The organism is Micromonospora sp. AMSO12t, assembly GCF_008806585.1.
Taxonomy (GTDB): domain Bacteria; phylum Actinomycetota; class Actinomycetes; order Mycobacteriales; family Micromonosporaceae; genus Micromonospora; species Micromonospora reichwaldensis.
In genome coordinates this window covers 1-6,940 of record NZ_WAAS01000309.1, presented here as the reverse complement: position 1 = coordinate 6,940, position 6,940 = coordinate 1, and the positions used below count along the sequence as shown (strand labels likewise).

The following is a 6,940-nucleotide window of genomic DNA, read 5'->3' as shown; positions in this document are numbered from 1 at the left end:
CAGTCCCGACCGGAGAAGGCCCACCCCGCCCGGATGGGAACGGCCACCCTGCGCGGACGGGAACGGCCACTCCGGAACGGAAAAGGCCCACCGGCCCCGGGCGTACCCGGGGCCGGTGGGCTGATCAAGCACGAGGGTGACCACCACCGGGAACAGCCACTTCCAGCGCGACGTGGCTCGGCTCAACGCTCTCCGCGCGGCGGGCTGGTTGGCGCTGCGCTTCAAGGCGGACGACGCAGTGCGGCACCCGCCCGGATTGTCCGGCTAATAACTGACGCAATCCAGGAACGCCGCCCCAGCCAATGCTGATCAGGACGCCATGGACCTTAAAGCGGCCGGATAACGTCCATGGCGTCCTGATCACCGGGGCGCTCGCACGCGAAGGCGCGGCAGCCGTTTCGAGATGTCCTGGGGTCACCGGTGCTTCAGCTGGTCGTTCGCGGGTGCGGGATGTCGCCGGGCCGGACCGGTGGTGTCGCCGCGTGGCCGGGAGCCGGGCGCGGGACCCGGCCGCCGTCACCTCGTCGAGACGGTCTGTGCACCGGCCCGCGCGTCGAACACCGAGATTGCCTCTGCCGGACAGAAGCTGGCGTCACGGAGCCGGCCGGCCCTCAGCGGGCGGCCGGCCTCCAGCCGGCGGCCTACGTCAGCTCACCACCGAGTACTTCTGCCAACCCGTCGCGAGCACCTCGGGCGCGGAGAACGTGGCCGAGGGCCGCTCCGCGTCGAACTTGCCGTTGTGCAGGTGCACGACGAGCGTGCCGTCGGCGCGTACGGCCAGCAGGTCCGGCCGGCCGTCGAGGTCGATGTCGGTCACCGTGATGTGCGCGAACTCCTGCCAGCCCTTGCCGAGCGTGAACCACTGGCCCTCGCCGCGCCACCACGGGCCCTCGCCGGAGGTGTCGTGCGCGAACTCGTACAGGTCGAGGTCGCCGTTGGCGCGGCGGACCAGCAGGTCGGGCCGGCCGGTGCCGGTGAAGTCGGCCATCGCCAGCGGGAAGTCCTCGACGTCGATCGTCACCAGGCGGTGCGCGGTGCGGTCGTACGTCTCGTTCTGCGTGACCTGGCGCTTGTTGAAGAACGCGTCGACGTGGCCGGCGTCCTGCTCGCGGCCGAACATGTCGTCACAGCCGTCCAGGTCCACGTCGGCGATGCCGAGCGTCTCCCACTTCTTGTCGTCCCGGGCGCCGGAGATGCGGATCGGATCGCCGAGGGTGTCGAGACCGTTCAGCCCACCCCTGTTCGGATAGAGGAAGATCCCGTGCGTTTCGTTCATGTGTCGCATGCTCACGCCGATGACGTCGGCGTAGCCGTTGCCGTTGACGTCGATGGGACGGACCATCCCGTAGTTGCGATACGGATGGAAGTCGGTGCTGATCAGCACGGGCTCGTCGTATGTGTCGCCACCACGGAAGCTGCCGCTGTGCGGGAAGACCAGCAGTTCACCCGTGTCGTCGTCACGGGCCATGATGTCCATCCTCCCGTTCCCGTTGAACGAACGGCAGTGACCATTCCCGCCCATGCGTGCCACGAACTACCTCCCCGTACACCCCGAAATACGACAGTCCGATCATTACGAACAGGGGCTGGGGGTGGTAACCCCTACCCGCACCCCTCACCACCCGCAAGAAGGTGCTCGACAGGCGAGATCGACAGGCGACAAAGCCACCTACGCCTATCGGCGCTGATCCATGCCCCCATCGCCGGCCACGGGCATTAGGGGACCGATCGAAGAAGGGGCGTAGGCGACTTTCTGCCACCTCGGTCTTCTGTCACTTGAAGTCGAAGCCGCGGCCCGAGCGGCCCGCCGCGGGCCGACCGTCGCCGGGGCGGGCCGCTCGGGTAGGGGCCAGCCGTCGCGCGGGGCTGGCGCACGGGCAGAGGCCAGCCGGAGCACGCGCACGAGGGCCCGGCCGGACGAGCCGGCCGGGCCCCCAGGGTTGGTTCCGGGTCAGCCGCCGAGGCTCGCCGCCGCCGAGGCGATCGCCGGGGCGAAGGTGCTCACCTGCGTGTAGACGCCGGGGTAGGAGGGCCGGGCGCAGCCGTTGCCCCAGCTCACGATGCCGACCTGGATCCAGGCGTTGCTCGCGTCGCGCCGGAACATCGGGCCGCCCGAGTCCCCCTGGCAGGTGTCGATGCCACCGCTGGCGTAGCCGGCGCAGATCTCCTCGTTCGCGATGATCTGGCCGCCGTAGTAGGAGTTGCAGGTCGCGTCGCTGACGAACGGCACGCTGGCCTTGCGCAGGTAGCGCTGCTGCGCGCCGTTCTCGCGGGTGGCGCCCCAGCCGGCGACCGTGAAGGTGCCGTTGTCGTACGCGGTGCTGGTGGCGATCTTCAGCGTCGGGAGCGTGGTGACCGGCGTGGCCAGCCGGATCAGCGCCCAGTCCTTGCCGTTGCCGTTGTAGCCGGGCGCCCGGTAGACGTAGTTCGAGCGCACCTGGATCCGGCTCGACGACTGGAGGTCCACGACGCCGAGGGTGGCGGTGATGCTGGTGTTCGTACCAGTCCCGCCGACGCAGTGTGCGGCCGTCAGCACCAGGCGCGGGCTGTAGAGGGAACCGCCGCAGCCCATGGAGAGCCGGACCATGAAGGGGAACTCGCCCTGGGCGGCCAGCGTCCCGCCCACGACGTACGGGGTCACCTCGGGCCCAGACTTGGCGGAGGCCGGAACGGCCAGGACGAACGAGCCGGCGGTGACCGCCACCAACGCGGCGGCCAACCGGCCGACGAGTGTGCGCCAACGGACCATGGGAGCCTCCCGAACCCTCGCGGCGGGCCGAGGCGGCACGCCGGAAACCGATGGCGGGAGCCTATGGAGATCTATCGATGGATAGCAATGCCCCGACACATCCCGCGTCGGTCATACCGCAGCCGACCAGGATTCGGCGCGCCGGACGCGCATCGCCCGTTTTGCGCCGGGACCGCCCGGGTACGGGCCTGGACATGGACACGAACAAGAAGGCACACCTCGTTGGCGGACCCCGGGACGGCAGCACCATCGACACGGGCGGCGACGCCCTGCTCGAGGTGGAGATCGACGGCATGATGCACCGCTACATCCGGACCACGAAGCAGCACGGCGAGGACGGCACGGTCTACAACTACGACGGAATGGTGGCGCCGGACGGCGGGGAGCCCGGCGTCGAGGACCCGGCGGCCCGGGTGGCCTCCCCGAAGGCCGACGCGGAGGGCCACGGCGGGAAGCACTGAGCTGCGGATCAGCTCCGGCCGGGCGCGGATGAACCGCGGCCGGCCGGGTAAGCAGCCGGCGACCTGGTGGAACGACCGGAGGTCGCGAGACGCCGCGACCGGGCGCGCGGGCGGGCGGCGCAGGCCGGCCCGCCCGGGCGTACGGTCAGTTGTTGCTGATCCAGTTCCAGGCCGACACGACCCACTCGGTCTGCTGGAGGTAGGCGATCCCGAGACCGGCCAGGAAGACCGCCGTCACCAGGTGCGCCCCGCGCGCGCTGCGCCGCACCCGGCCCAGCTGCCGCTCCAGCACCACCCGGCCGAGCAGCCGGGCCAACGCGAAGAGGCCGACGGCCACCAGCAGGCTCAGCAGGAAGATCAGGAACGGGCCGCCCAGGTTCCCGCCGCCCGAGATCGCCCAGATCCCCCAACAGACGAAGGCGAAGAGCGCGCCGGCCGCACTCCACTCGCCGCCGCGCTTCAACTGCTCGACATGCCAGCTCAGCGGCCGGCGCGGGGCCGGCGCGTCCGGCCACCCGGTGCCCGTCGGCTCGTGCTCGACGACGGGGAACGGCTCGGTGCGCGTCGTACGGGACTGCCCGACCGAGGCCACCCCCCGCTGGTACGCGTCGCGCTGCGGCGGCACCCCGGCACCGGGCTGCGGCGGCACCTCGACGGTCCGCTCGGCCCACGGCTGCGTCTGGTCGACCATCTCGTCCCTCCCCTGGACCGACGGCAACCACCGGCCGCCGTCCGTTCCGAGGGTAGCCAGCCCGCAAACCGGTCGCCGAGGCCGCACCCGGGCACGGGCCCCGATCCGCTGGCCACGGCAGGGCCGGCCGACCCCGCGTGCGCCGACGACCGGGGCGTCGTGACCGAGGTCACCGGCCACTCCGCGCGCCACGCGCCGGACCCGCAAGCCGACGCCGGACCCGCAAGCCGGCACCGAACCCGCAAGCCGACGCCGGACGCGCGAGCCAGCGCCGGACGCGCGAGCCAGCGCCGATCGGGCCGGGGCGGTACGGTCGGCTGATGGGTGACACGGAGCGACGCCGGCGCCGGATACGGCACCCGAGCGGCGACGCGGGCGCGACCGGGGGCCCCGACGCGACGACCGCCGGGGTGCACGACGGCCCCGAGCCGCCGCGTGCCCGCCGGGGCGGCCCGGGTGACGAGGGCGACCGCGGCCTGCGTGGTCTCGTCGGCCCCGGCTCGTCCCAGGTGAGCGTGACCGCCGCGATGCGGGCCCGCGACGCTTCCCGCCCCACGGACGAGGACCTGGCCGCGGCCGAGGAGCGCATGGTGATCATCCGCCGCAACTGGACGCCCCGCGAGGACCTCCCCCGCCGCTGACCCCCGGTCCTGGCGGGAACCGCCCCGCAGGGGGCACAGCCCCGCAGGGGGCACAGCCCGTCCGGAAGCTACGGCGATCCCACCACCCTCGGACCCGCCCGGCCGCCCAGGACGACCGGCCGAGCGGCCCGGCGGCCCGGCGGCCCGGCGGTCAGGCGGTCAGGGCAGCGTGGGGAGCTGGCGGGTGCTCTCGTAGTCGGCCACCTGGGCGATCCGGCGGGCGTGCCGCTCGTTGCCCGAGAACGGGGTCGTCAGGAACGCCTCGACGATGGCGGTGGCCTCGTCCAGCGTGTGCTGGCGGGCGCCGACCGCGACGATGTTCGCGTCGTTGTGCTCGCGGGCCAGCTGGGCGGTGTCGATGCTCCAGGCGAGGGCCGCCCGGACGCCGGCCACCTTGTTCGCGGCGATCTGCTCGCCGTTGCCCGAGCCGCCGATGACCACCCCGAGGCTGCCCTCGTCAGCCACCACCCGGTCACCGGTGTGCAGGCAGAAGGCCGGGTAGTCGTCGTCCGGGTCGAAGGCGTGCGGGCCGACGTCGACCACGTCGTGCCCCTCCTTGGTCAGGTGGTTGACCAGGTGCACCTTCAACTCGAAACCGGCGTGGTCGGATCCCAGGTAGACGCGCATACCGCGCAGTCTGTCAGGCGCGCCTCCGGGACGACGCGCGGGCGGCGTCCCGGAGGCGGATTCGTCACAAGGTCAGCGGGACAGCTCGGCGACCACCAGGCCGCCGCGGGCCTTCGGGGTGAACCAGGTGCTCTTGCGCGGCATCTTCTCCCGCGCCAGGTTGACCGCGACGAAGTCGTCCACCGTCACCGGGGCGACCAGCACCGCCAGCTCGGCCCGGCCCGCGTCGACCTCGCCGGTCAGCCAGCTCGCCGGGTAGTCGCCGCCGACGTAGGTGATCCGCTTGTCGCCCGGGTCGAGCCCGAGCGCGTCGCGCAGCAGCAGCCGCTCGACCAGGGCGTGGTCCAGGTTCTCCAGCCGGTTGTCGCCGACGTGCGGCAGGGTGACCGCGTACCCCTGGCCGGCGAGGCGGAGGTGCACGGTGCCGCCGGCCGCCGGGACCTCGACCGGGCCGTCGATCGGGCTGATCTCCGCGCCGGCGGCGCGGAGCCGGCCGAGCAGGTCGTCGGCGGTGGTGGTCAGCTCGCTCACCAGCCGGTTGTAGGGCTGGATCGCCACCGACGCCGGGGTCGTGATGACCGACAGGAAGCGCGGCAGCCCGCCGGTCTGCGCGGCCAGGCTGCGGTGGTTGCCGTCGGCCACGACCAGCTCCCCGCCGCCCGCCAGGGCGGTCAGCTCGTCCTGGCGCGGGCCCGGCCCGAGCAGCCAGATGGCGTGGGTGCGCCCGGCCTGGTCGGTGTCGGTCGCCGCCGGCGCGCCGGCCGCGTCGGTCGCCGCCGCGAGGGCGGCGTGCAGCTCGTCGCCGCGCCCGGTCTGGAGCAGGAGTACGGGCGACAGCAGGTGCCCCAGGGCCTCGGCGAGCGCCACCCGCTCCCGCACCTTCGCGATGAAGACGTCCTCGTTGCGGATGACCAGGCCGGGCTCGTCGGCCCGGGTGGAGATCTGGTCGGTGTCCACCATGGCGAAGAGCCCGTACGCGTTCTCCTCCCCCGGCGCGCTGATCCGGTAGAGGACCACGACCTGCTCCGCCGGCGTGTAGCTGCCGTCGGCCTTGGCCTCGGCGAGCCGGGTCACCGCGTCCGGCAGGGCGTCGAGGAAGGACCTGCCCAGGCTCTCCGGAGCCCGGTGCGGCATCTCGATGCCGAGGGCACTGTGCGGGTTCGCCTCGATGATCGCGGTGATCTCCGCGTCGTCGGCGAACTCGTCGTAGTTCTGCGCGCCGGTGCCGCCAGTGGTGATCCAGGCCCGGGTGATCGGATGCACGACCGTCATGTCCGGAGACGCTACCGGCGACGCGAGTCCCGCCGGCGCGGGACCCGCGCGGGGTCCACCAGATGAAAGAGCTACCGGGGCGGGCGCCGGATTCAGGCGGTGCGGTCGGACTGTCCCGCAGTCCTGCGGTGCCGGCCGCCCGGCGTGGGGCCGCCCGCCGGTCGCCGGCCCGGCACGCCCGGTCCGGCGGGCACGATCCGCCGGGTCCCGCCCGGCACAGCCGGTACCAGCCGGTGCTCGGCCGGCGGGGTGAGCCGGGAGGTGGCCGGCACGCGGGCGACGCCGACCACGATCGGCGGGGCGAGCAGGTCCACCATGTGGGCGGGAAGGTCGGGACGGACCGCCGGCCAGCGGGAGTCGTCGACCGACCAGTACGCCGCGTCCGGGCGCTCGGTCACCCCCTCCCGGGTCGACGGGTCGTCACCGGGCACACGGTGCTTGGCCATCGGAACTGCCTCCACGAGCTGCGGGTGCGGCCCTGCCGGGTCGCTGCGGCGGA

General features: G+C 73.2%; 8 protein-coding genes. 2 read left to right on the top strand and 6 right to left on the bottom strand.

Going from position 1 to position 6,940, the window contains the following annotated elements:
* Positions 1-646: 646 nt before the first annotated feature.
* Complete coding sequence (locus tag F6X68_RS28760) at positions 647-1,468, bottom strand: FG-GAP-like repeat-containing protein (RefSeq protein ID WP_192581577.1); 822 nt, start codon at positions 1,466-1,468, stop codon at positions 647-649.
* Positions 1,469-1,951: 483 nt separating this feature from the next.
* A complete protein-coding gene (locus tag F6X68_RS28755) occupies positions 1,952-2,749 on the bottom strand; it encodes a trypsin-like serine protease (RefSeq protein WP_151457192.1) in 798 nt (265 codons plus the stop codon).
* Positions 2,750-2,943: 194 nt separating this feature from the next.
* Between F6X68_RS28755 and F6X68_RS28750 the strand changes: the two genes are divergently transcribed.
* Positions 2,944-3,210, top strand: a complete 267-nt coding sequence (locus tag F6X68_RS28750; protein ID WP_151457191.1) for a hypothetical protein — start codon at positions 2,944-2,946, stop codon at positions 3,208-3,210.
* 145 nt (positions 3,211-3,355) lie between these two features.
* On the opposite strand, the gene F6X68_RS28745 is transcribed toward F6X68_RS28750, so the two are convergent.
* Positions 3,356-3,901, bottom strand: coding sequence for a hypothetical protein (locus F6X68_RS28745; RefSeq protein WP_151457190.1), 546 nt, complete (start codon positions 3,899-3,901; stop codon positions 3,356-3,358).
* A gap of 320 nt (positions 3,902-4,221) precedes the next feature.
* Here F6X68_RS28745 and F6X68_RS28740 point away from each other — a divergent pair, with 320 nt between their 5' ends.
* On the top strand, positions 4,222-4,542 hold the full coding sequence (locus tag F6X68_RS28740) for a hypothetical protein (protein ID WP_151457189.1): 321 nt from the start codon (positions 4,222-4,224) through the stop codon (positions 4,540-4,542).
* Between the two features lie 159 nt (positions 4,543-4,701).
* Here F6X68_RS28740 and F6X68_RS28735 read toward each other — a convergent pair whose 3' ends face one another.
* From F6X68_RS28735 to F6X68_RS28725, 3 genes are all read right to left on the bottom strand, one after another.
* Positions 4,702-5,169, bottom strand: coding sequence for a ribose-5-phosphate isomerase (locus F6X68_RS28735; RefSeq protein WP_151457188.1), 468 nt, complete (start codon positions 5,167-5,169; stop codon positions 4,702-4,704).
* A 72-nt stretch (positions 5,170-5,241) separates the two neighbouring features.
* Positions 5,242-6,441, bottom strand: a complete 1,200-nt coding sequence (locus F6X68_RS28730) for a DUF1015 family protein (RefSeq protein ID WP_151457187.1) — start codon at positions 6,439-6,441, stop codon at positions 5,242-5,244.
* 92 nt (positions 6,442-6,533) lie between these two features.
* The coding region (locus F6X68_RS28725; protein ID WP_225852485.1) for a hypothetical protein at positions 6,534-6,940 on the bottom strand (407 nt) is incomplete at its 5' end.